This is a genomic window from Streptomyces atratus (assembly GCF_040655115.1).
In the GTDB taxonomy this organism is placed as follows: Bacteria; Actinomycetota; Actinomycetes; order Streptomycetales; family Streptomycetaceae; genus Streptomyces; species Streptomyces atratus_D.
The window spans coordinates 36,663-59,679 of the sequence record NZ_JBFAJH010000033.1; the positions used below are offsets into that span (position 1 = coordinate 36,663).

21 protein-coding genes and 1 pseudogene are annotated in these 23,017 nt (G+C 69.6%); 8 read left to right on the forward strand and 14 right to left on the reverse strand.

Annotation, left to right across the window (positions count from 1 at the left end; genetic code table 11):
- Nucleotides 1-5 precede the first annotated feature (5 nt).
- From AB0I23_RS28135 to AB0I23_RS28150, 4 genes are all read right to left on the reverse strand, one after another.
- Complete coding sequence (locus AB0I23_RS28135) at nucleotides 6-323, reverse strand: bifunctional 3-phenylpropionate/cinnamic acid dioxygenase ferredoxin subunit (RefSeq protein ID WP_359113356.1); 318 nt, start codon at nucleotides 321-323, stop codon at nucleotides 6-8.
- Nucleotides 323-1,504, reverse strand: a complete 1,182-nt coding sequence (gene sufD / locus AB0I23_RS28140) for a Fe-S cluster assembly protein SufD (RefSeq protein ID WP_359113357.1) — start codon at nucleotides 1,502-1,504, stop codon at nucleotides 323-325. Before sufD ends, AB0I23_RS28135 begins: the two co-directional genes overlap by 1 nt.
- Nucleotides 1,505-1,573: 69 nt before the next feature.
- The gene (gene sufB, locus AB0I23_RS28145) at nucleotides 1,574-2,995 is read right to left on the reverse strand and encodes a Fe-S cluster assembly protein SufB (RefSeq protein WP_359113358.1); all 1,422 of its coding nucleotides are present in this window, start codon (nucleotides 2,993-2,995) and stop codon (nucleotides 1,574-1,576) included.
- Complete coding sequence (locus AB0I23_RS28150; protein WP_359113359.1) at nucleotides 2,992-3,732, reverse strand: helix-turn-helix transcriptional regulator; 741 nt, start codon at nucleotides 3,730-3,732, stop codon at nucleotides 2,992-2,994. The genes sufB and AB0I23_RS28150 overlap by 4 nt, the downstream gene beginning before the upstream one ends.
- 136 nt (nucleotides 3,733-3,868) lie before the next feature.
- Between AB0I23_RS28150 and AB0I23_RS28155 the strand changes: the two genes are divergently transcribed.
- From AB0I23_RS28155 to AB0I23_RS28165, 3 genes are all read left to right on the forward strand, one after another.
- Complete coding sequence (locus AB0I23_RS28155) at nucleotides 3,869-4,795, forward strand: ABC transporter ATP-binding protein (RefSeq protein ID WP_359113361.1); 927 nt, start codon at nucleotides 3,869-3,871, stop codon at nucleotides 4,793-4,795.
- Nucleotides 4,792-5,559, forward strand: coding sequence for an ABC transporter permease (locus tag AB0I23_RS28160; RefSeq protein WP_359113362.1), 768 nt, complete (start codon nucleotides 4,792-4,794; stop codon nucleotides 5,557-5,559). Before AB0I23_RS28155 ends, AB0I23_RS28160 begins: the two co-directional genes overlap by 4 nt.
- Before the next feature lie 88 nt (nucleotides 5,560-5,647).
- Nucleotides 5,648-6,652 (forward strand): COX15/CtaA family protein, encoded by a 1,005-nt coding sequence (locus AB0I23_RS28165; RefSeq protein WP_359113364.1) that lies wholly within the window; start codon nucleotides 5,648-5,650, stop codon nucleotides 6,650-6,652.
- Nucleotides 6,653-6,733: 81 nt separating this feature from the next.
- On the opposite strand, the pseudogene AB0I23_RS28170 reads toward AB0I23_RS28165, so the two are convergent.
- From AB0I23_RS28170 to AB0I23_RS28180, 3 genes and pseudogenes are all read right to left on the reverse strand, one after another.
- Nucleotides 6,734-7,503: pseudogene (locus AB0I23_RS28170) on the reverse strand (amidohydrolase); the annotation flags it as partial.
- A gap of 117 nt (nucleotides 7,504-7,620) precedes the next feature.
- The gene (locus AB0I23_RS28175; RefSeq protein WP_359113366.1) at nucleotides 7,621-7,980 is read right to left on the reverse strand and encodes a hypothetical protein; all 360 of its coding nucleotides are present in this window, start codon (nucleotides 7,978-7,980) and stop codon (nucleotides 7,621-7,623) included.
- Nucleotides 7,981-8,074: 94 nt separating this feature from the next.
- Nucleotides 8,075-9,028 (reverse strand): heme o synthase, encoded by a 954-nt coding sequence (locus AB0I23_RS28180; RefSeq protein WP_359113368.1) that lies wholly within the window; start codon nucleotides 9,026-9,028, stop codon nucleotides 8,075-8,077.
- Between the two features lie 344 nt (nucleotides 9,029-9,372).
- On the opposite strand from AB0I23_RS28180, the gene tkt reads away from it, so the two are divergent.
- From tkt to pgl, 5 genes are read left to right on the forward strand one after another with little or no spacing between them, the layout of a single operon-like run.
- Complete coding sequence (gene tkt / locus AB0I23_RS28185) at nucleotides 9,373-11,475, forward strand: transketolase (RefSeq protein WP_359113370.1); 2,103 nt, start codon at nucleotides 9,373-9,375, stop codon at nucleotides 11,473-11,475.
- A gap of 34 nt (nucleotides 11,476-11,509) precedes the next feature.
- Nucleotides 11,510-12,628 (forward strand): transaldolase, encoded by a 1,119-nt coding sequence (tal, locus tag AB0I23_RS28190; RefSeq protein ID WP_359113372.1) that lies wholly within the window; start codon nucleotides 11,510-11,512, stop codon nucleotides 12,626-12,628.
- Nucleotides 12,629-12,633: 5 nt separating this feature from the next.
- Nucleotides 12,634-14,166 (forward strand): glucose-6-phosphate dehydrogenase, encoded by a 1,533-nt coding sequence (gene zwf / locus AB0I23_RS28195; RefSeq protein WP_359113374.1) that lies wholly within the window; start codon nucleotides 12,634-12,636, stop codon nucleotides 14,164-14,166.
- Nucleotides 14,163-15,185, forward strand: a complete 1,023-nt coding sequence (opcA, locus tag AB0I23_RS28200) for a glucose-6-phosphate dehydrogenase assembly protein OpcA (RefSeq protein WP_359113376.1) — start codon at nucleotides 14,163-14,165, stop codon at nucleotides 15,183-15,185. The genes zwf and opcA overlap by 4 nt, the downstream gene beginning before the upstream one ends.
- Entirely contained in the window at nucleotides 15,182-15,964 is a 783-nt protein-coding gene (pgl, locus tag AB0I23_RS28205; protein ID WP_359113378.1) for a 6-phosphogluconolactonase, read from the forward strand. The genes opcA and pgl overlap by 4 nt, the downstream gene beginning before the upstream one ends.
- 322 nt (nucleotides 15,965-16,286) lie before the next feature.
- Here the strand turns inward: pgl and AB0I23_RS28210 are convergent, their stop codons facing one another.
- From AB0I23_RS28210 to AB0I23_RS28240, 7 genes are all read right to left on the reverse strand, one after another.
- Entirely contained in the window at nucleotides 16,287-17,879 is a 1,593-nt protein-coding gene (locus AB0I23_RS28210) for a PH domain-containing protein (RefSeq protein WP_359113380.1), read from the reverse strand.
- Nucleotides 17,876-18,379: a PH domain-containing protein gene (locus AB0I23_RS28215; protein ID WP_359113382.1), complete on the reverse strand. Its 504-nt coding sequence runs from the start codon at nucleotides 18,377-18,379 to the stop codon at nucleotides 17,876-17,878. The genes AB0I23_RS28210 and AB0I23_RS28215 overlap by 4 nt, the downstream gene beginning before the upstream one ends.
- A gap of 4 nt (nucleotides 18,380-18,383) precedes the next feature.
- Nucleotides 18,384-20,036 (reverse strand): glucose-6-phosphate isomerase, encoded by a 1,653-nt coding sequence (pgi, locus tag AB0I23_RS28220; protein ID WP_359113384.1) that lies wholly within the window; start codon nucleotides 20,034-20,036, stop codon nucleotides 18,384-18,386.
- A 157-nt stretch (nucleotides 20,037-20,193) separates the two neighbouring features.
- Nucleotides 20,194-20,529: an RNA polymerase-binding protein RbpA gene (locus tag AB0I23_RS28225; protein WP_078839979.1), complete on the reverse strand. Its 336-nt coding sequence runs from the start codon at nucleotides 20,527-20,529 to the stop codon at nucleotides 20,194-20,196.
- 109 nt (nucleotides 20,530-20,638) lie between these two features.
- Nucleotides 20,639-20,875, reverse strand: a complete 237-nt coding sequence (gene secG, locus AB0I23_RS28230) for a preprotein translocase subunit SecG (RefSeq protein ID WP_078839980.1) — start codon at nucleotides 20,873-20,875, stop codon at nucleotides 20,639-20,641.
- A gap of 116 nt (nucleotides 20,876-20,991) precedes the next feature.
- Nucleotides 20,992-21,768: a triose-phosphate isomerase gene (gene tpiA, locus AB0I23_RS28235; RefSeq protein WP_359113386.1), complete on the reverse strand. Its 777-nt coding sequence runs from the start codon at nucleotides 21,766-21,768 to the stop codon at nucleotides 20,992-20,994.
- A 6-nt stretch (nucleotides 21,769-21,774) separates the two neighbouring features.
- Nucleotides 21,775-22,986, reverse strand: a complete 1,212-nt coding sequence (locus tag AB0I23_RS28240) for a phosphoglycerate kinase (protein ID WP_037691759.1) — start codon at nucleotides 22,984-22,986, stop codon at nucleotides 21,775-21,777.
- Between the last annotated feature and the right edge of the window lie 31 nt (nucleotides 22,987-23,017).

A 23,017-nucleotide genomic window follows, 5' to 3' on the forward strand; every position in this document is an offset into this window, starting at 1 on the left:
GTGACTCAGGACTCCTGGGTGACGGAGACGAGCACATCGTCCCCTTCGATCTTGACGGGGTATACGGGGACGGGGCGCGTCGCGGGAAGGCCGGACGGCTTGCCGGTGCGCAGGTCGAAGCTGGAGCCGTGCAGCCAGCACTCGATCATGCAGTCCTCGACCTCTCCCTCGGACAGTGAGACGTTCGCGTGCGAGCAGATGTCGTTGATAGCGAACACCTCGCCCTCGACGCGGACGAGAGAGACCGGCGTTCCGTCGAGTTCCACCCGCTTCGGGGTGTCCTCTTCCAGCTCGCTCAGCGCACAGACTTTGACGAAGGCCATCAGACGGATGCCTTCAGCTCGGCCTCGATCTTGTGGAGCAGACGGGCTTCGACGTCCGGCAGACCGATCTGCTGGACCAGCTCGGCGAAGAAGCCGCGCACGACGAGCCGGCGGGCATCCTCGGCCGGGATGCCGCGGGACATCAGGTAGAAGAGCTGCTCGTCGTCGAAGCGGCCGGTGGCCGAGGCGTGACCGGCGCCGACGATCTCGCCGGTCTCGATCTCCAGGTTCGGCACGGAGTCGACCCGCGCACCATCCGTGAGAACCAGGTTGCGGTTCATCTCGTACGTGTCGGTGCCCTCGGCCTTGGCCTGGATGAGGACGTCACCGATCCACACCGCGTGCGCGTCCTGGCCCTGCAGCGCGCCCTTGTAGACGGCGTTGGACTTGCAGTGCGGAGTGTTGTGGTCGACGAAGAGGCGGTGCTCCTGGTGCTGTCCCTTGTCGGTGAAGTACAGACCGAAGAGCTCCGCCTCGCCACCGGTGCCCGCGTAGGCGACCCGCGGGTGGAGGCGGACCAGGTCGCCGCCGAAGGTGACGACGATCGACTTGAAGGTGGCGTCCCTGCCGATCAGCGCGTTGTGCTGGGCGGCGTGGACGGCGGTGTCGTCCCAGTCCTGGACGGAGACGACGGTCAGCTTCGCACCGTCACCGAGGACGTAGTCGACGTTGCCCGCGACGACCGCGTCACCGGTGTGGTCGAGGACGACCACGGCCTCGGCGAAGGCTCCCAGCTCGATGACCTGGTGGGCGTAGGCCACGCCGCCCTCGCCGTGCACGGCGATCCGGATCGGCTCGGTGAGCACGGCCTCCTTGGCGACCGTGATGACCGAGGCCTTCTCGAAGGACGAGTACGCCTGGGCGGCGACGCGGTCCACCGGGATGCCCGCCGTGCCGAGCCGCGCGTCGTCGCGGCCGACGGTCTCGACGGTGACGCCCTCGGGGACGTCGAACTCGACCTTGACGGCGCCACCGGTCGCGACGGCCGTGCCGTCGTGCAGTCCGCGCAGCCGCTCCAGCGGCGTGAACCGCCACTCCTCCTCGCGGCCGTGCGGGACCGGGAAGTCCGCGACGTCGAAGGACGGGGGCGCGCTCATGCGCGTGGCGACGGTCGACTCGGCGGCCACCGCGATGGACCCGGTGGTGGTGGACCCCGCCGGAATGTTCTGAGCCTCAGCCATGGCTGTCGTAGTGCTCGCTTTCTCTGTCAAAAGTCGGGGGATTCGGCCGTCAGGCCGCGCTAGGCCGTGTTAGCCGACCGAGCCCTCCATCTGCAGCTCGATCAGCCGGTTGAGCTCAAGCGCGTACTCCATGGGCAGCTCGCGCGCGATCGGCTCGACGAAGCCGCGCACGATCATGGCCATGGCCTCGAACTCGGTCAGACCGCGGCTCATCAGGTAGAAGAGCTGGTCCTCGGAGACCTTGGAGACGGTGGCCTCGTGACCCATGGACACATCGTCCTCGCGGACGTCCACGTACGGGTAGGTGTCGGAGCGGGAGATCGTGTCGACCAGGAGCGCGTCGCACAGCACGTTGGACTTGGAGCCCGCGGCACCCTCGCCGATCTCGACCAGACCGCGGTACGAGGTACGGCCGCCGCCTCGCGCCACCGACTTGGAGACGATGTTGGAGGAGGTGTTCGGCGCCATGTGGACCATCTTGGATCCGGCGTCCTGGTGCTGGCCCTCGCCCGCGAAGGCGATGGAGAGCGTCTCGCCCTTGGCGTGCTCGCCCATCAGGTAGACAGCCGGGTACTTCATGGTGACCTTGGAGCCGATGTTGCCGTCGACCCACTCCATGGTCGCGCCCTCGTACGCCACGGCGCGCTTGGTGACCAGGTTGTAGACGTTGTTCGACCAGTTCTGGATCGTCGTGTAGCGGCAGCGGCCGCCCTTCTTCACGATGATCTCGACGACCGCGGAGTGCAGCGAGTCGGAGGAGTAGATCGGCGCGGTGCAGCCCTCGACGTAGTGGACGTAGGCGTCCTCGTCGACGACGATCAGCGTCCGCTCGAACTGGCCCATGTTCTCCGTGTTGATACGGAAGTAGGCCTGCAGCGGGATGTCGACGTGGACACCCTTCGGCACGTAGATGAACGAGCCACCGGACCACACGGCCGAGTTCAGCGAGGCGAACTTGTTGTCGCCGACCGGGATGACGGTGCCGAAGTACTCCTTGAAGAGCTCCGGGTGCTCCTTCAGCGCGGTGTCCGTGTCGAGGAAGATGACGCCCTGCTCCTCCAGGTCCTCACGGATCTGGTGGTAGACGACCTCGGACTCGTACTGCGCGGCGACACCGGCGACCAGGCGCTGCTTCTCCGCCTCCGGGATGCCGAGCTTGTCGTACGTGTTCTTGATGTCCTCGGGCAGGTCCTCCCAGGACTCCGCCTGCTTCTCGGTGGACCGCACGAAGTACTTGATGTTGTCGAAGTCGATGCCCGACAGATCCGAGCCCCAGTTGGGCAGGGGCTTCTTGTCGAACAGCCGCAGGCCCTTGAGGCGGAGCTTCAGCATCCACTCGGGCTCGTTCTTCTTCGCCGAGATGTCACGTACGACGGCCTCGGAGAGGCCGCGCTTGGCCGCCGCGCCGGCCGCGTCGGAGTCGGCCCAGCCGAATTCGTACGTACCCAGACCCTCGAGCTCAGGGTGGGCAATCTCCGTGGGGAGCGTCATGCGGGGTTCCTCCCGGCCGTGCTTGCAGATGCTGATGTGGTGGTCTGTGCGGTTGGGGGTCCGCCGCGCGGTACGAACGTCGTGCACACCCCGTCGCCGTGGGCGATGGTGGCCAGACGCTGCACATGGGTCCCGAGCAGGCTGGAGAAGATCTCCGTCTCCGCCTCGCACAGCTGCGGGAACTGCTCGGCGACATGAGCGACCGGGCAGTGGTGCTGGCACAGCTGCTCGCCCCGCTGGGGGCCCGGCGCGCTGCGCGCCGTAGCAGCGTACCCGTCGGCGGACAAGGCCTTGGCCAGCGCCTCGGTGCGCGCCTCGGGGTCCACGGCCTCGATCGCCGCGCGGTAGACCTCCGACTGGGCGGCGGTCCTGGCACGAGCGAAGGCGGCGACCGCTTCGTCGCCCGCGGTCTCGGCGATCCAGCGAAGAGCGTCGGCGGCAAGCTTGTCGTAGGACTGGTCGAAGGCGTCCCGGCCACAGTCGGTCAGGGCGAACACCTTGGCCGGACGACCGCGGGTCCGCGCCCCGTACACCCGCTGTTCGCGGGCCTCGACGACATTGTCGGAGACGAGGGCGTCGAGATGGCGGCGGACAGCGGCCTGGGTCAGCCCGAGGCGCTTCGCCAGGTCGGCGACGGTGGACGGGCCGTGGTCCAGGATGGAGCGCGCGACCCGGTTGCGCGTCGAGCGCTCGCCGGTCGCGAGTTCCTCCTGCGGAGCCTCGCCCTGGTATTTCACAACGCCATTGTTGCGTAATTCCTCCGGCCCTGACAACCACGGTCCGAAACGATCAACGGTGGAGTTCGTCACTAAGGGTTACCTAATCCGGCCCCCCGGGACTCGACGCCCAGGCCCCTGCCTAGACTTACCCGCCATGAAGAACGAGCCGGTCGTGCAGATCCGTGGCCTGGTGAAGCGGTACGGCACCAAGACCGCGGTAAACGGCCTCGACCTGGACGTACGCACCGGTGCGGTCACCGCTGTCCTCGGCCCGAACGGCGCCGGCAAGACCACCACGATCGAGACCTGCGAGGGCTACCGCCGCCCCGACGCCGGGACCGTACGCGTCCTCGGCCTCGACCCGATCGCCGACGCCGCGGAGCTCCGCCCCCGGATCGGCGTGATGCTGCAGTCGGGTGGCGTCTACTCCGGAGCGCGCGCCGACGAGATGCTCCGACACATGGCGAAACTGCACACCCATCCGCTCGACGTCGATGCGCTGATCGAGCGTCTCGGCCTCGGCAGCTGCGGCCGTACGACGTACCGCCGGCTCTCCGGCGGCCAGCAGCAGCGCCTGGCCCTGGCGATGGCCGTGGTCGGCCGCCCCGAGCTGGTGTTCCTGGACGAGCCGACCGCGGGTCTCGACCCGCAGGCCCGCCGCTCCACCTGGGATCTCGTACGGGAGCTGCGCGCCGACGGCGTGTCGGTCGTCCTCACCACCCACTTCATGGACGAGGCCGAGGCGCTCGCCGACGATGTCGCCATCATCGACGCGGGCCGGGTCATCGCCCAGGGCAGCCCGGAGCTGCTGTGCCGCGGCGGCGCCGAGAACACCCTGCGCTTCACCGGCCGCCCCGGTCTCGACCTCGGCTCGCTGCTGAAGGCGCTGCCCGACGGCACGCAGGCGGCCGAGCCCACCGCCGGCACGTACCGCATCACCGGCGAGGTCGACCCACAGCTGCTGGCCACCGTCACCTCCTGGTGCGCGCAGCACGGCGTGATGCCCGACGGCATCTCCGTCGAGCGTCACACCCTGGAGGACGTCTTCCTGGAACTGACCGGCAAGGAGCTGCGCGCATGAGCGCCGGTACGTACGCCCCGCGGCCCGGTGCCGCCCCGCTGCCCCGCATGATCGGTGCGCAGACCGCGCTGGAGACGCGGATGCTGCTGCGCAACGGCGAGCAGCTGCTCCTGACGGTGATCATTCCGACGCTGCTGCTGGTGCTGTTCAGCGCCGTCGACATCGTGGACACCGGCGCGGGCAGGTCCGTCGACTTCCTGGCGCCGGGCATTCTCGCGCTCGCCGTGATGTCCACCGCCTTCACCGGCCAGGCCATCGCGACCGGCTTCGAGCGGCGGTACGGCGTGCTCAAGCGCCTCGGTGCCTCACCGCTGCCCCGCTGGGGGCTGATGACCGCGAAGACCCTCGCGGTACTGGTCACCGAGGTGCTGCAGGTCGTACTGCTGACGGTGATCGCGTTCGCACTGGGCTGGTCGCCGCACGGCAACCCGCTCGCCGTCCTGCTGCTGCTCGTGCTCGGCACCGCCGCGTTCTCCGGGCTCGGCCTGCTGATGTCCGGGACGCTGAAGGCGGAGGCGACGCTCGCCGCCGCCAACCTGGTCTTCCTGCTGCTTCTGGTCGGCGGCGGGGTCATCGTGCCGTTGGACAAGTTCCCGGACGCGGCGCAGTCCGTGCTGGGTCTGCTGCCGATCGCGGCCCTGTCCGACGGGCTGCGGGACGTGCTCCAGCACGGTGCCTCGATGCCGTGGGGCGATCTCGGGATCCTCGCGGTCTGGGCGGTGCTCGGGCTGGGCGCGGCGGCGAAGTTCTTCCGCTGGGAATGACCGGCGGCACAGGCTTGCGGCGGGACGGTTCGGGGTAACTCGTCCCCCCTCGTGAAAGCTTGCACAAGCTGCCGCTTACGATGGTGCGGTGCCCAAGCTGACCCGAGCCGAAGTCGCTCAAGCCGCGCGGAACCCGCTTCCCTTCATCGCCGAACGCTGGACTCCGTCCCCCCGGACGGTCCGTCGTGCGGCGATGTCGGCCGTCGTGATGGCCGTGATCATCGTGGTCACCGGCGGTGCGGTTCGGCTGACCGGCTCCGGTCTCGGCTGCCCGACCTGGCCCAAGTGCACCGAAGAGTCCCTGACGGCGACGAGCGCGATGGGCTTCCACGGCGCCATCGAGTTCGGCAACCGGATGCTCACGTACGTGCTGTGCGCGGCGGTCGGCTGGGCGATCATCGCGGCCCGCTCCGCGAAGCCGTGGCGGCGCAGCCTCACCCGGCTCGGCTGGGCGCAGTTCTGGGTGGTCATGGGCAACGCCGTGCTCGGCGGCATCGTCGTCCTGGTCGGCCTCAACCCGTACACCGTCGCGGCGCACTTCCTGCTCTCCACCGCGCTGCTCACGGTCGCCGTCGTGACCTGGCAGCGGGTTCGGGAGGGCGACGCGGAGCCGCGTCCGCTGGTCGGCAAGGCGGTCTCGCAGCTGACCTGGCTGCTGGCGGCCGCGGCCGGCCTGCTGATCGCCGTCGGCACGGTCGTGACGGGTGCCGGACGGCATGCGGGCGACTCCAGCGACGTCCACCGCATCCCGCTCGACTGGAAGATGATCGCGCAGCTCCACGCCGACCTGGCCTGGGTCGTGGTGGCACTGACGGTCGCGCTCTGGTTCGTACTGAAGGCCGTCGACGCGCCGGTCGGTCCGCTGCACCGCACCCGTGATCTCTTCCTGGTGGTGATGTCGCAGGGTGTGATCGGGTACGTGCAGTACTTCACAGACACCCCGGAGATCCTGGTCGGGCTGCACATGCTCGGTTCGTGCCTGGTGTGGATCGCCGTCGTGCGGGTGGTGCTCTCGCTGCGCGAGCGCCCGGTGGCGACCGCCCCGGTGCCCAGCCCCGCCGCGGAGACCCCGGAGCCCGCAGCCGCCGGCTGAGAGCCTGTCGGGTGGCCTCTGATCGGACGGTCTCGGCACGCGCGCCGGTACGGGCGCCGGTACGGGCGAGGGCGGCGCCCACGTCGGCGTACACATGGCGCCCGCGTCGGCGTACACATGCGGATGGACGCTCGCCAGCTGTGTGGCGTGCCGGTGGTACGGATAACTGTGCAGCAGTACGAGATCGCTGCCGAGCCGGGCCGTCGCGGCGGCGAATCCGGCCATCCGCCGGGGGTCGGTGGAGCGCAGCTGCAGTTGCAGCGGCCGCCCGCAGGCGATCGCGGTCCACAGCAGATGCCGCAGCAGCACCGGGTCGTCGGGGGCCGCACACGGTGTACGAGGGCCGCCCGCGCCGGTGCGCGCCGCTCGGCGTCCCGCCTCCCGCCCGGCCACCGTCCGGCAGCGCCGCGCACCTCGCCCGGTCCTGGCGGTCCCGGATCGGATTCCAGGCCATGGCGTGCGGCGGCGACGGAAGTGAAGGCGACGGCGGAGGCGGAGGCGGCCGCGGTGTGCACGGCCGCTGCGAGGTTGGTGAGGAAGCTCCCGGCGGTGTCGACGAGACAGAGACGCCAGTGGTGCGCAGCAGCCGCCGACCGGTCTCCGCGACGCCCGGTTCCCGGCGGCGGGCCGGATAGCCGGCCGGTGGGCAGTGGGGGTCGAGACCCAGCAGCGGAGGACACCAGCGGCGCACGGCGAAGCCGGTCCAGGTGTCGAAGAAGGTGGCGCCGGGCGCGGGCCGCCCCGCCACCGTGGCCAGCTGTGCCTCGAAGGTGCCGAGGCCCAGTTCGGTGCGGAGCACCCCCGTGGCAGTGCTGGTCGACCAGGTCCGCCACGAGCAGTGTGCCGGACATCCGGAGCCTCCTGGGACGACATGGGTGTATCCGTCCCAACGGGTGAACCCGGTGTCAGGTGTCGCTCCTGCGCCCGCGGGATGCGTCCGGGATGCGCCCGGAGACGTCCCGGGCGGCTCAGCCTCTGTTGGAAGGGCCGCCGACCTGGATCCCAGCCATCCGCGTCCACTCGTACGGGCCGGTGCGGACCTTGGCGGCGAACTCGCCGTCGAAGGACTCGTGCATCGTGATCCCGGCCTTCGCGGTGGCACTCTCGGCGACCGCGTACGAGGGTGCGACCAGGTCGCCCCAGCCACCGTCCTCGCCGACCAGCACGATGCGGGTGCCCATCTGTCCGATGTAGGCGAGCTGTCCCTCGGCGCCGCCGTGCGCCTTGGCGAAGGCGCCGATCTGCTTGGCGAGCCTGGCTGCCCTGCGCTCCGCGCGGGCGGCCTGCCTGCTGTCGTCAACCTGCTGGGTTTCTGCCGTGTCTGCCATGCAACGGATGCTACCGATGAGTAGATCAACTGGCGACGGGCGGGGTACGTGGCATGGGCCACGTACCCCGCCCGTCGGCAGGAGCGAAACGGTGTCAGCGCAGGAACGGGTCGACCGCGACGGCGACGAACAGCAGCGACACATAGGTGATGGACCAGTGGAACAGTCGCATTTCCTTGAGCTTGGCGCCGGACACCCCGGCCTTCGCCCGGTTCTGCAGGCCGTGCGCCTCCCAGAGCCAGAACCCGCCGGTCAGCAGCGCCACGGCCGTGTAGAACCAGCCGGTGTAGCCGAGCGGGGTCAGCAGCAGCGACACCGCCACCATCACCCAGCTGTAGACGACGATCTGGCGGGCCACCACGCGGTTGGACGCGATGACCGGGAGCATCGGTACGCCGACACGGGCGTAGTCGTCCTTGACCTTCATCGACAGCGGCCAGTAGTGCGGCGGCGTCCAGAAGAAGATGACGGCGAAGAGGATGACCGCGGCCCAGGACATCGAGTCGGTCACGGCGGACCAGCCGATGAGGACCGGCATGCAGCCCGCGATGCCGCCCCAGACGATGTTCTGCGAGGTACGCCGCTTCAGCAGCATCGTGTAGACGACGACATAGAAGAGCAGCGCGCCGAGCGACAGCGCCGCCGACAGCCAGTTGACCAGCAGCCCGAACCAGACCGTCGAGATCACCGCGAGGGCGATACCGAAGGCGAGGCACTCGCGCGGGCTCACCATGCCGGTGACCAGCGGACGCTGCGACGTACGGTCCATCAACGCGTCGATGTCACGGTCGATGTACATGTTGAGCGCGTTGGCGCCACCCGCGGAGAGATATCCGCCGATGGTGGTAGTGAGTACGAGCCACAGGTCGGGCACACCCTGAGCGGCCAGGAACATCACCGGAACAGTGGTGATCAGCAACAGCTCGATGATCCGCGGCTTGGTCAGTGCCACGAATGCCTTGATACGGGCCCCGAACGGGCGATGGCCCCCTGGGCTCGGAGTCAAGGCGACCCCTGCGGGTCGGGACTCGACGGCCGTCACGCACACCCCTGACAGAGAAATCCCAGCAAGCTCCGGACATGAAGGCCCAGTAAAGACTTGCGCGAACCAGACCACTGTAGACGTTGGGGACAGGCCGTTCTTCGCGGGGGTGGCGTCGTGTTGGAGTGGCGCCGAAGCACCCTGTCCGAACAGCGCATAAGTAAGGAGTGGTGCTCATCGGAGTAGCTCGGAAGTGAGCCGCTGCGCTCATACGGGAGGCGAACTCCGCGGGTCGCCTGCACCCTGGAAAGCACCCGGAAAATGCGTGTTGCGTCGGGGGTAGGCTCGACAACGCCCGGTGCGGTCACCAGCCACCGGTTTACAACAGTGGAGAGGAGCCCTGACTCAGGGTGAGCACCAAGCCGACCACCACAGACCTCCAGTGGACCGAATTGGACCAGCGGGCCGTGGACACTGTCCGCGTCCTTGCCGCTGACGCCGTACAGAAGGTCGGAAACGGCCACCCGGGTACGGCGATGAGCCTCGCTCCCGCCGCGTACACGCTCTTCCAGAAGGTGATGCGGCACGACCCCGCCGACGCGGACTGGACCGGTCGCGACCGGTTCGTGCTCTCGGCGGGTCACACGAGCCTGACCCTGTACATCCAGCTCTACCTGGCCGGGTACGGCCTGGAGCTCGATGACCTCAAGGCGTTCCGCACCTGGGGCTCGAAGACCCCGGGTCACCCGGAGTACGGCCACACCACCGGTGTCGAGACGACGACGGGCCCGCTGGGCCAGGGTGTCGCCAACGCCGTGGGCATGGCCATGGCCGCCCGCTACGAGCGCGGCCTGTTCGACCCGGAGGCGGCCCCCGGCACCTCCCCGTTCGACCACATGGTCTGGGTCATCGCCGGTGACGGCTGCCTCCAGGAGGGCATCTCCGCGGAGGCCTCCTCGCTGGCCGGGCACCAGAAGCTCGGCAACCTGGTCCTGCTGTGGGACGACAACCACATCTCCATCGAGGGCGACACGGAGACCGCGGTCTCCGAGGACACCCTGAAGCGGTACGAGGCGTACGGCTGGCACGTCCAGCGTGTCGAGCAGCTGCCGAACGGCGACCTGGACCCCGCGGGTCTGTACAAGGCACTGCGGGCGGCCAAGGCCGAGACCGAGCGCCCCTCGTTCATCGCGGCCCGCTCGATCATCGCCTGGCCGGCCCCGCACGCCCAGAACACCGAGGCCTCGCACGGCTCGGCGCTCGGTGACGACGAGGTCGCGGCGACCAAGAAGGTCCTGGGCTTCGACCCGGAGAAGACCTTCGAGGTCTCGGACGAGGTCATCGCGCACACCCGCGAGGCGCTGGACCGCGGCCGCGAGGCCAAGGGCGAGTGGGAGAAGGCGTTCGCCGCGTGGCGCACCGCCAACCCGGAGCGCGCCGCCGAGTTCGACCGGATCTCCGCGGGCGAGCTGCCCGAGGGCTGGGAGGACAACCTTCCGGTCTTCGAGCCGGGCAAGGGCGTCGCCACCCGCGCCGCCTCCGGCAAGGTGCTCCAGGCGCTCGGCGAGATCGTCCCCGAGCTGTGGGGCGGCTCCGCCGACCTCGCGGGCTCGAACAACACCACGATCGACAAGACGTCGTCGTTCCTCCCGGCGGGCAACCCGCTGCCGGGCGCGGACCCGTACGGCCGCACGATCCACTTCGGTATCCGCGAGCACGCCATGGCCGCGGCCATGAACGGCATCGCACTGCACGGCAACACCCGCATCTACGGCGGCACCTTCCTGGTGTTCTCCGACTACATGCGCAACGCCGTGCGACTGTCCGCGCTGATGCACCTGCCGGTGACGTACGTGTGGACGCACGACTCGATCGGTCTCGGCGAGGACGGCCCGACCCACCAGCCGGTGGAGCACCTGGCCTCGCTGCGCGCCATCCCGGGCCTGAACATCGTCCGCCCGGCCGATGCCAACGAGACCTCCATCGCCTGGCGCGAGATCCTGCGCCGCCACACCAAGGTGTTCGGCAAGGGCGCCCCGCACGGCCTGGCGCTGACCCGTCAGGGCGTGCCGACGTACGAGGTCAACGAGGACGCGGCCAAGGGCGGTTACGTGCTGTTCGAGGCCGAAGGGCCCGACGGGCAGAACACGGCGCCGCAGGTCCTCCTGATCGGCACGGGTTCCGAGGTCCACCTCGCCGTCGAGGCGCGCGAGGAGCTGCAGGCGGCCGGCGTCCCGACCCGGGTGGTCTCGATGCCGTCGGTCGAGTGGTTCGAGGAGCAGGACCAGGCGTACAAGGACGGCGTGCTGCCGCCGTCCGTGAAGGCCCGTGTCGCCGTCGAGGCGGGCATCGGCCTGACCTGGCACCGGTACGTCGGAGACGCCGGCCGGATCGTCTCGCTGGAGCACTTCGGTGCCTCGGCCGACGCCAAGGTCCTCTTCCGCGAGTTCGGTTTCACCGGTGAGCACGTTGCCGCCGCAGCGCGGGAATCTCTCGCCGCCTCCGCGCGCTGACGCCGTTATACGACCAGTAGGAGATGCAATTCTCATGACAGACGCACTCAAGCGCCTTTCCGACGAAGGCGTGGCGATCTGGCTCGATGACCTGTCGCGCAAGCGGATCACGTCCGGCAACCTCGCCGAGCTGATCGACCAGCAGCACGTCGTGGGCGTCACCACCAACCCGTCCATCTTCCAGAAGGCGATCTCGCACGGAGACGGTTACGAGCAGCAGCTCACCGACCTGGCGACCCGCAAGGTCACGGTCGACGAGGCCATCCGCATGATCACGACGGCGGACGTCCGCGACGCCGCCGACATCCTGCGCCCGGTCTTCGACGCCACGGACGGCCGGGACGGCCGGGTCTCCATCGAGGTCGACCCGCGTCTGGCCCACCGCACGCACGCCACGATCGCCGAGGCCAAGCAACTGGCCTGGCTGGTCGACCGGCCGAACACGCTCATCAAGATCCCGGCGACGAAGGCCGGTCTGCCGGCGATCACCGAGGTCATCGGCAAGGGCATCAGCGTCAATGTCACGCTGATCTTCTCGCTGGAGCGCTACCGCGAGGTCATGGACGCCTACCTGGCGGGCCTGGAGAAGGCAAAGGCCGCGGGCCTGGACCTCTCCAGGATCCACTCGGTGGCTTCGTTCTTCGTGTCCCGTGTGGACTCGGAGATCGACAAGCGACTCGACGCGATCGGCACCGACGAGGCCAAGGCGCTGAAGGGCAAGGCGGCGCTCGCCAACGCCCGGCTGGCGTACGAGGCGTACGAGGCGGTCTTCTCCTCCGACCGCTGGGCGGCTCTGGACAAGGCGCAGGCCAACAAGCAGCGTCCGCTGTGGGCCTCCACCGGTGTCAAGGACCCCGCGTACAAGGACACGCTGTACGTCGTCGACCTGGTGGCCCCCGGCACGGTGAACACCATGCCCGAGGCGACCCTGGAGGCCACGGCCGACCACGGGCAGGTCACCGGCAACACCATCGCCGGCACCTACGAGCAGGCGAAGGCCGAGCTCGACGCCGTCGCGAAGCTCGGGATCTCCTACGACGACGTCGTGCAGCTCCTCGAGGACGAGGGCGTCGAGAAGTTCGAGGCGTCCTGGATCGACCTGCTCAACTCCACCGAGGCGGAACTCAAGCGCCTCGCCCCTTCGGAGGGCTGACTACTTTGTCTGGTGTTCCCGGAGCCAATCCGCTCCGTGACGCCCAGGACCGCCGGCTCCCGCGTATCGCGGGGCCGTCGGGCCTGGTCATCTTCGGCGTCACGGGCGATTTGTCCCGTAAAAAGCTGATGCCCGCTGTCTACGACCTGGCCAACCGCGGCTTGCTGCCACCGGGCTTCTCGCTCATCGGCTTCGCGCGCCGCGAGTGGCAGGACGAGGACTTCGCCCAAGAGGTCCACGACGCCGTCAAGCAGCACGCCCGTACGCCGTTCCGTGAGGAGGTCTGGCACCAACTCATCCAGGGGATGCGGTTCGTCCAGGGCACCTTCGACGACGACGAGGCCTTCGAAACCCTGAAGGCCACCATCCAGGAGCTCGACAAGGAACAGGGAACGGGCGGCAACTTCGCCTTCTACCTGTCCGTGCCGCCGAAGTTCTTCCCGAAGGTCGTCCAGCAGCTGAAGAAGCACGGGCTGGCGGACCAGAAGGAAGGTTCCTGGCGGCGCGCCGTCATCGAGAAGCCGTTCGGTCACGACCTCACCAGTGCGCAGGAGCTCAACCAGCTCGTGCACGACGTGTTCCCGCCCAACGAGGTCTTCCGGATCGACCACTACCTGGGCAAGGAGACGGTCCAGAACATCCTGGCGCTGCGGTTCGCCAACACGATGTTCGAGCCGATCTGGAACCGGAGCTACGTCGACCATGTCCAGATCACGATGGCCGAGGACATCGGCATCGGCGGCCGGGCCGGTTACTACGACGGCATCGGCGCTGCCCGTGACGTCATCCAGAACCACCTGCTGCAGCTGCTGGCGCTGACCGCGATGGAGGAGCCCGGCTCCTTCCACCCGAAGGCCCTGGTCGCCGAGAAGCTCAAGGTGCTCACGGCGGTCGAACTCCCGGACGACCTGGGCAAGCACACCGTGCGCGGCCAGTACGCCCACGCCTGGCAGGGCGGCGAAGAGGTCCTCGGCTATCTGGAGGAGGACGGCATCGACCCCAAGTCGAAGACCGACACCTTCGCCGCGATCAAGCTGACGATCAACAACCGCCGCTGGGCGGGCGTGCCGTTCTACCTCCGTACCGGAAAGCGGCTCGGCCGCCGGGTCACGGAGATCGCGGTCGTCTTCAAGCGCGCCCCGTACCTGCCGTTCGAGTCGGGGGCCACGGAGGAACTGGGCGGCAACGCGCTGGTCATCCGGGTCCAGCCGGACGAGGGCGTGACCGTGCGGTTCGGCTCCAAGGTGCCCGGCACCTCCATGGAGGTCCGGGACGTCACGATGGACTTCGCCTACGGCGAGTCCTTCACCGAGTCCAGCCCGGAGGCGTACGAGCGGCTCATCCTCGATGTGCTGCTGGGCGACGCCAACCTCTTCCCCCGCCACCAGGAGGTCGAGCTCTCCTGGAACATCCTCGACCCGATCGAGCAGTACTGGGACAAGCACGGCAAGCCCGCGCAGTACCCGGCAGGCACCTGGGGACCGGCCGAGGCGGACGAGATGCTCGCACGAGACGGACGGAGCTGGCGTCGGCCATGAAGATCGATCTCACGGAAACCACTTCCAGCAAGATCAACCAGGCGCTGGTGTCGGCTCGGCGTGCCGTCGGTACGCCGGCCATCGGCATGGTGCTGACCCTGGTCATCGTCACCGACGAGGAGAACGCGTACGACGCCCTCAAGGCGGCGAGCGACTCCTCCCGCGAGCACCCCTCGCGGATCATCGCGGTGATCAAGCGGGTCAGCCGCTCGCCGCGCAGCCGGCGCGACGCACGGCTCGACGCCGAGGTACGGGTCGGTTCCGACTCGGGCTCCGGCGAGACCATCGTCCTGCGCCTCCACGGTGAACTGGCCAACCACGCCCAGTCGGTGGTCCTGCCGCTGCTGCTGCCGGACGCCCCGGTCGTGCTGTGGTGGCCCGAGGACGCGCCGTCCGACCCGGCGAAGGACCCGCTGGGCGCGCTCGCCCAGCGCCGGATCACGGACGCCTACTCGGCGGAGGCGCCGAGCGCCGAACTCGCGGTGCGCGCCCGGTCGTACACCCCGGGCGACACGGATCTGTCCTGGACGCGCATCACCCCGTGGCGCTCGATGCTGGCGGCCGCGCTCGACCAGAAGCCCGCCGAGGTGCTGTCGGCGACGGTCGAGGGCGAGTCGGAGAACCCGAGCTGCGAGCTGCTCGCCATGTGGCTCGCGGACCGGCTCGACGTGCCGGTGCAGCGCACGCTGTCCGGCGGTCCCGGCCTGACGGCCGTACGGATGGAGACCAAGGACGGGGCCATCGTCCTGGACCGCCCGGACGGTTCGCTGGCCACGCTCTCCATGGAGGGACAACCGGACCGTGCGGTGGCGCTCAAGCGGCGGGAGACCGCCGAGCTGCTCGCCGAGGAACTGCGCCGTCTGGACCCGGACAACACCTACGAGGCCACGGTGAAGTTCGGCGTGGAGAACCTGGCCGGCGCGGCGGAGCCCAAGCCCGCCGAACCGAAGGCGGCCGAGCCCGCCGCCGCCCCGACCGCCGCGAAGAAGACCGCGGCGAAGAAGGCGGCAACGAAGTGAGTACCCCTCAACTTGTCGTGCACCGCGACAAGGAGCTGATGGCGCAGGCCGCCGCGGCCCGGCTGATCACGAAGATCGTGGACGCCCAGGCCGCGCGCGGATCCGCCTCGGTGGTCCTCACCGGTGGGCGCAACGGCAACGGCCTGCTGGCCGCGCTCGCCGCCGCGCCCGCCCGGGACGCGATCGACTGGCCGCGGATCGACCTGTGGTGGGGCGACGAGCGGTTCCTGCCGGACGGCGATCCGGAGCGCAATGTCACGCAGGCCCGTGAGGCCCTGCTGGACTCGGTGCCGCTGGACCCGTCACGGGTCCATGCGATGCCCGCTTCGGACGGTCCCTGCGGCAACGACGCCGATGCCGCCGCGGCCACGTACGCCGCCGAACTGGCCGCCGCGGCCCGTCCGGAGGACCACGGCCCGGTGCCGACGTTCGATGTGCTGATGCTGGGCGTGGGCCCGGACACACATGTCGCGTCGCTCTTCCCGGAGCTGCCCGCGGTCCGGGAGACCGAACGCACCGTCGTCGGTGTGCACGGCGCTCCCAAACCGCCGCCCACCCGCATCTCGCTGACACTGCCCGCGATCCGGGCGGCGCGCGAGGTGTGGCTGCTCGCGGCCGGCAAGGACAAGGCGGAGGCCGCGGCCATAGCGCTGTCGGGCGCCGGGGAGATCCAGGCCCCGGCTGCGGGCGCGTACGGACGCAGCCGCACGCTGTGGCTGCTGGACTCGGCGGCGGCTTCGCAGCTGCCGCGCGCGCTGTATCCACCGGCCTCTTCCTGAGTGGTCGTCGGCGCGGCCGACAACAGGCCCGGTCCGCTCCTCTGGAGCGGACCGGGCCTGTCTGCTGTTCGCCGCCCGACGGGGTGATCCGCCGAGCCGGAACCGCGTGCCACGAGGGACGTCCGTGTGCCGTGCAGCACCGCCGCGCTCGATCCCGGCGGGAGAGCACCGTGGCTCAGGGCGGCGTGAGGTTCTCCGACGAGGGCGCGATCACCAGGGACGACCGGACCCTGGCCGAGGGCGAGCGTCGAGTGCCGGGGCGTCCACGGCCGGAAGGGGCCGCGGGCGCATGACGTCAGCTCCGCCCGACACCGAAGCGGGCTCAGGCGTTCGGCGGCACGCGCTCCAGGAAGGGCTCCAGCAGGCCGGGGACGGCCTCGGAGGCGAAGCCGAGGCCCTCACTCGCACCGGCGTCGTACACCGTGTAGGCGCCCGCTCCGGCCGCCGTCGTGGCGGTCACGCTCAGCAGCCCCGCCCGCCGCTGGAAGTACGACTGCCTGACCGTCCAGCCGATCACACCGGCCCGCTCCAGTGCGGCGGTGGACCGTCGTACGGTGCCGGAGCGGGTCACCAGATAGTCACCGCTGAGGGCGTGTCCCAGGCCGCGGTACGCGTCATGGGCCAGGAACACGCCGCCCGGCAGCCCCACCACGGCGCAGCCCAGGGCAGCCCAGAACAGGCCGGGCGTCAGCAGCACGCCCAGGACAACAAGGATCAGCACGGGCGCCAGGACGGCCCGGACCGCCCGGCGCAGCCGTCTGCCACGGGCCGCGAGGGGGTGCGGGATCAGTGGGGCACCGGTCGGGGCCGTGGTCTCGCGCAGTGCCTCGGCGGCCACGGCGTCGGCGACGCTGCGGGGCGCGGCGGGCAGGAGGGTGTTGTGGTCGCCGTGCTGCTCCTCGTCGTCCTTGGCCAGGCCGGTGGTGATCGCGTCCACCCGGGCGGCACCGAACAGCCGGATGCCGAGCGGCTCGACGACGTCGACGCCGCGCAGCCGACGCTCCTCGATGGTGACGGACCGGGAGGTGAGGAGACCGCGCCGGATCCGCAAGGTGCCGCCGGGTTCACGCTCCAGCCGGTAGCTCCACCACATCTCGACCCAGAGGCCGAGCGCGCCGAAGACCCCGGCGACCGCCACGGTGACGGCGAGGATCACGGTCGACGTGAGCGGCGAGGTGTCCCGGAACCGGTCACCGATCCAGTGGAGCACCTGGCCCTGTTCGCCGAACCAGTCGCTGACCTGCAACACCGCTCCGGCCGCAGCACCGCCGAGGGCGGGGGTGACGAACGAGACCGGTGCGTAGCGGATCCAGCGCGGGTCGAGTGCGACGAGCTCGCCCTCGCGGTGGATACCGGGTGTGCCGGTGGCCGCGCGGGTCAGCAGTTCGTGGCGGAGCCGTTCGCCCTCGCTCCTGCGGACCGGGTCGAGCTCCAGGGTGGCCTCGTTGCCGGTGTGCTCGCCGGTGCCGATCCGGACGGTGACGAGGCCGAGGATCCGCAGCAAGAGGTGGGCGGTGAGGTCGACGCTGCGGATGCGCTCGCGGGCCAGTGAGCGCTTCTTGAGCAGCACCAGCCCGGTGTGGAGCTCGACGCGTTCGGCGCCGATGCGGTAGCGGGTGCGGCGCCAGCGTACGTAGTCGCCGCCCGCACCACAGCCGATCATTACGAGCGCGCCTGTCAGCACCCAGGCGACGGCGGCCGCGAAGCCGAGTCGTCCGGCCAGACCGAGCGTGGTGGGCACGGCGGCTCCGGCTGCCACGCCGGCCGAGACCAGCGCGGTGACAAGGACCGTACGCCGGTCGAGCTGCCGCCAGTCGGCTCCGGCGGCCGCCCCGGGATCCGTACCGTCCCGGTCCGATGTGCCGACCGGTGGGTCGAGCCGCTCGGTGCCCGTGCCGTCCGCGACCTCACTCATGTGGCGTCCCCGGGTGTGTCCTGGGTGATCCGGGTCAGCCGCTCGGCCAGTTCGGCGGCCAGCTCGTGGTCGAGACCCTCGATCTTCAGGGCGCCCTTGGAAGAGGCGGTGGTCACGGTGACCGAGGCCAGCCTGTAGAGCTGCTCGAGCGGGCCGCGCACGGTGTCGACGGTCTGGATCCGTGACATCGGCGCGATCCGCCACTCCTGCCGGATCACGCCGGTCCTGATGTACACCGCCTCGTCGGTGACCTCCCAGCGGTGGGTGCGGTACCACCAGCGGGGGAAGAGGACGGCGCAGGCCGCACCGAGGACCGCGAGGACCGCGGCGGGCAGCAGCAGCCAGAACCGGGCGGGCACGATGAACGCGCCCAGCACGGCCAGGACGGCCACCGGCGCCGCGGTCAGCAGCAGCCACTGGGCCCGCCACCAGCCGACGGCCCTCGGGTCCAGCGTGTTGTTCGGCGGCCGGAGCCGCACCGTCCCCTCCGCCGTGGTCATCGGATCAGCGGCCCCGCCGCGTGCGGTACGCGGCGACGAGGGCGGCGGTCGAGCTGTCCAGCTGCTCGCCCCCTGTGCCCTCGGTCAGCACCGGCTCGATCTTCTTGGCGAGAACCTTGCCGAGCTCGACGCCCCACTGGTCGAAGGAGTCGATGTTCCAGACGGCGCCCTGGACGAAGACCTTGTGCTCGTACAGTGCGATGAGCTGGCCGAGCACGGACGGCGTCAGCCTGTCCGCGAGGATCGTCGTCGTGGGGTGGTTGCCCCGGAACGTCTTGTGCGGCACCAGCTCCTCGGCGACGCCCTCCGCGCGGACCTCGTCCGGCGTCCTGCCGAAGGCCAGCGCCTGGGTCTGGGCGAAGAAGTTGGCCATCAGCAGATCGTGCTGGGCGACGAGCCCGGGCAGCAGGTCGGCGACCGGCTCGGCGAAGCCGATGAAGTCGGCCGGGATGACCTTGGTGCCCTGGTGGATCAACTGGTAGTAGGCGTGCTGCCCGTTGGTACCGGGCGTGCCCCAGACGACCGGCCCGGTCTGCCACTCGACCGGATTGCCGTTCCGGTCAACGGACTTGCCGTTGGACTCCATGTCCAGCTGCTGCAAGTAGGCGGTGAACTTGGACAGATAGTGGCTGTACGGCAGCACGGCATGCGACTGGGCGTCGAAGAACTCTCCGTACCAGACGCCCAGCAGACCGAGCAGAAGAGGGGCGTTGGCCTCCGCCGGGGCGGTGCGGAAGTGTTCGTCGACGAGATGGAAGCCGTCGAGCATTTCGCGGAACCGGTCAGGTCCGACGGCGATCATCAGCGAGAGACCGATGGCCGAGTCGTACGAGTAGCGGCCGCCGACCCAGTCCCAGAACTCGAACATGTTCGCGGTGTCGATACCGAAGTCCGCGACCTTCTCGGCGTTGGTCGAGAGCGCCACGAAGTGCTTGGCGACCGCGTCCTGCTCGGCCCGGAGACCGGTCAGCAGCCAGTTGCGGGCGGAGGTGGCGTTGGTGATCGTCTCGATCGTGGTGAAGGTCTTCGACGCGATGACGAACAGCGTCTCGGCGGGGTCGAGGTCGCGGACGGCCTCGTGCAGGTCGGCGCCGTCGACGTTCGACACGAAGCGGACGGTGAGCGAGCGGTCCGTGAAGGAGCGCAGCACCTCGTACGCCATGGCGGGGCCGAGGTCGGAGCCGCCGATGCCGATGTTGACGATGTTCTTGATCGGCTTGCCGGTGTGGCCGGTCCACTCCCCCGACCTGATCCGGTCGGCGAAGGCCGCCATCTTGTCGAGCACGGCGTGCACGGCGGGCACCACGTTCTCGCCGTCGACCTCGATCACGGCGTCGCGCGGGGCGCGCAGCGCGGTGTGCAGGACGGCGCGGTCCTCGGTGGTATTGATCTTCTCGCCGCGGAACATGGCGTCTCGCAGCTCGGCGACTCCGGTGGCGTCGGCGAGCTCGCGCAGCAGTCGGAGCGTCTCGTCGGTGACCAGGTGCTTGGAGTAGTCGAGATACAGATCGCCGACCCGGAGGGTATATCCGGCCCCGCGCTCCGCATCGTCGGCGAACAGCTGCCGCAGATGCGTCTGCCCGAACTGCTCACGGTGCTTGCCGAGAGCGGTCCACTCGGGCGTCTGATTCAGCTTGGTTCGGCTTTGTGCGTTCATCCCGGATATCAGCCCACTTCTTCTCGTACGTGCACATGCCCCGCTGCCCCTCCAACTTAATTGATCAGAGGGACCGGCGAGGCGACGAAAAGCTGTGACGCCGCCACATGCACTCCGGCCGGGCACCCTTGGGGCGACCGGCCGGTGAAGCAAAAAACTAGATTTCGCCCCGGAGTTTGGCCAGGGCCTCGGCGAGGATGGCCTCGCCGTCCGCATCGCTGCGCCGCTCACGTACGTACGCAAGGTGCGTCTTGTACGGTTCGGTGCGTGGCGGGTCCGGCGGGTTGTCCCGGTCCTGACCGGCCGGGAAGCCACAGCGCGGGCAGTCCCAAGTGTCCGGGGTCTGCGCGTCACTGGCGAAGCTCGGCTGCGTCTCGTGCCCGTTCGAGCACCAGAAGGAGATGCGGAGACGCGGCGCGGACTCGCCCCGCTCGGCCTCCCCCATCGGCCCCGCTCCGACCCGGCTTCCCCGGATCGCGTTGCCACTTGCCACGGTCGTAACTCCCTGCGTGATGGTGCTCGAAGATGCCCCAGTCTACGTAAGGCCCAACGCGCGTCCAGTGAAAGGAGTTACACCCTCACCGGGAATCGCGGACGCCGGGTCAGTTGTCCAGCTTCATCAGCAGACCAAGCACGACAATGCATGCGAACCATCCCAGACCGACCACCACGGTGATCCGGTCGAGGTTTCGCTCGGCGACCGAGGAGCCGCCGACGGACGACTGCATACCGCCACCGAACATGTCGGAGAGGCCGCCGCCCTTTCCCTTGTGCATCAGCACCAGCAGCATCAGCAGCAGGCTGAAGACGATCAGGGCGATCGAGAACCCCATAACCACGGCTGGTCCCTACTTTCCGGAATTCCCTTGGACTGCTCTAACGGACAACGGGGGCCGGGAGGACAGTGACCCCCACGGCCCCCGCAAGGGTACGACGGATCGGCGCTACCGCATACTCACTGGTCGCGGAAGCGGACGATCCTGACGAACTCGTCGGCATCCAGCGCGGCGCCGCCGATCAGGGCGCCGTCGATGTCGGGCTTCGCCATGATCTCCGCGACGTTCCCCGACTTCACGGAGCCGCCGTACTGGATGCGGACCGCGTCGGCCAGCTCCTGGGAGTACAGCTCGGCAAGCCGGCCGCGGATGGCCCCGCAGACCTCCTGGGCGTCGTCGGAGCCGCAGACCTTGCCGGTCCCGATGGCCCAGACCGGCTCGTACGCGATCACGATGGTCTCGGCCTGCTCGGCCGGGATGTCCTTGAGCGCGCCGTCGACCTGCGCGAGGGTGTGCGCGACGTGGCGGCTCTCCTCGCGGACCGACTCCTCCTCGCCGACGCACAGGATCGGGGTCAGGCCGTGCTTGTAGGCGGCCTTCACCTTGGCGTTGACGATCTCGTCGGTCTCGTGGTGGTACTGGCGCCGCTCGGAGTGGCCGATCGCGACATAGGTGCACTTCAGCTTGGCGAGCATGGGGCCGGAGATCTCACCGGTGTACGCGCCGGAGTCGTGAGCCGAGACGTCCTGGGCGCCGTACTTGATCTTCAGTTTGTCGCCGTCGACCAGCGTCTGCACCGAGCGCAGGTCGGTGAAGGGCGGCAGGACGGCGACCTCGACGGCGTCGTAATCCTTGTCGGCCAGGGCGAAGGCGAGCTTCTGGACGTGTGCGATGGCCTCGAGGTGGTTGAGGTTCATCTTCCAGTTGCCCGCCATCAGCGGGGTACGGGTGCTCATGAAAGGTCAGTCCTCCAGTGCGGCGAGGCCGGGAAGCGTCTTGCCCTCGAGGTATTCGAGGCTGGCGCCGCCACCGGTCGAGATGTGTCCGAATGCGTTCTCGTCGAAGCCCAGGATGCGGACGGCCGCGGCGGAGTCGCCACCGCCGACGACGCTGAAGCCCGAGGAGTCGACGAGGGCCTGGGCGACCGCCCGGGTGCCCTCGGCGTAGTCGGGGTGCTCGAAGACGCCCATCGGGCCGTTCCAGAAGACGGTGACGGCGTCGGCGAGCTTCGAGGCGTACAGCTTGTTGGTCTCGGGTCCGTTGTCCAGACCCATCACGCCGGCGGGGATGGCGTGCGCGGGCACGGTGCTGTGCTGGGTCGGTGCCTTGGTCTTGAGGTCCGGGAACTGCTCGGAGACCACGACGTCGACGGGGAGCACGAACTCCACGCCCTTCTCCTCGGCCCGCTTCAGATACTCCAGCACCGCCGGGATCTGGTCCTCCTGCAGGAGCGAGCTGCCGACCTCGTGGCCCTGGGCCTTGAGGAAGGTGTACGCCATGCCGCCGCCGATGAGGATGCGGTCGGCCCGCTCCAGGAGGTGGTCGATGACGCCGAGCTTGTCGGAGACCTTGGAGCCGCCGAGCACGACGGCGTACGGGCGCGCGACGTCCTCGGTGAGCTTCTTCAGGACGCCGACCTCGGTGGCGATCAGGTCGCCGGCGGCGTGCGGCAGCCGGGCCGGGAGATCGAAGACCGAGGCGTGCTTGCGGTGGACGGCTCCGAAGCCGTCGCCCACGTACACATCGGCGAGTTCGGCGAGCCGGTCGGCGAACGCACCGCGCTCGGCGTCGTCCTTCGACGTCTCGCCGGGGTTGAAGCGGAGGTTCTCGATGACGGCGACCTGGCCGTCGGTGAGGGCCGCGACCGTGGTGCGGGCGGACTCGCCGACCGTGTCGGTCGCGAAGGCGACGTCGGCGCCGATCAGCTCGCCGAGCCGGGCGGCGGCGGGGGCCAGGGAGAAGGCCGGGTCCGGGGCACCCTTGGGGCGCCCCAGGTGCGAGGCCACGATGACCTTCGCACCGGCCGCGGCGAGCTTCTCCACGGTCGGCTGGACGGCGCGGATTCGGCCGTCGTCGGTGATGGTCGTGCCGCTCAGCGGCACGTTGAGGTCGGCGCGGACGAATACGCGCTTGCCGGTGACCCCTTCGGCGAGAAGTTCGTCGATCGTCTTCATCTTGCTGGACTCCTTGGAGGGCGAAAGAGCA